The sequence below is a fragment of the Micrococcus sp. HMSC31B01 genome (assembly GCF_001816085.1).
GTDB lineage: Bacteria > Actinomycetota > Actinomycetes > Actinomycetales > Micrococcaceae > Micrococcus > Micrococcus luteus.
Genome location: NZ_KV824840.1, coordinates 1 through 607, shown reverse-complemented (window position 1 = coordinate 607; position 607 = coordinate 1). Strand labels below are relative to the sequence as shown.

Annotated in this window: 1 protein-coding gene; it reads right to left on the bottom strand. The window is 76.1% G+C overall.

Annotated elements, in window-relative coordinates; genetic code table 11:
- Positions 1-343: hypothetical protein (locus tag HMPREF3105_RS00570; protein ID WP_141762361.1), on the bottom strand; the 343-nt coding region annotated here is incomplete at its 3' end.
- Positions 344-607: the final 264 nt, after the last annotated feature.

Genomic DNA, 607 nt, shown 5'->3' with positions numbered 1-607 from the left:
CGCCGACGCCGAGGACGGCGCGCAGTGCCGGGGGCAGGAAGCCGGGGGCGCGGCCGGCGAGCTCCCGCAGCGCCCGAGCGGCGATCGCGGGGTCCTCGGGGCGGACCACGTGGTCCACGAAGCGCACGATGAAGTCGAGGCCGCCCGGCTCCTTCAAGGCGCCCGCCAGCTGGCGGGCCGCGAAGTCGGCCTCATGGTCGCGGGACTCGGCGAGCCAACGCCGCACCTGCGCGACGGCGTCGTCGGCGAGGGCGTGCAGGTCGGCGGGGTCGGGGATCCCGCCGGTCGCGCCGAGGACCCGGTCGAGATCGTCGTGGTCCTGGGCGGAGAACATCGCGGTCATGGCCGCACTCTGCACGTGTTCCGGGTCACAGGTCAAACCGCCGCGGCTTCCTGTTCGACGCCTATGCTCGATGGACATCCCCTCGACGCGCCCGCGCGTCGCCGCCGTCTTCCCAGGAGCCCGTCCGCCATGGCCGCCGTCGACCCCGCCCCCACCGACGCGCGGGAGCGCCGGGACGTCGTCGTGCCCGTGCCCGGACCCGAGGATCCGCCCGAGCGGGCCTGGCTCGTCCTGCCCCACCGCCACCCGGTGCCGACGCTGCTG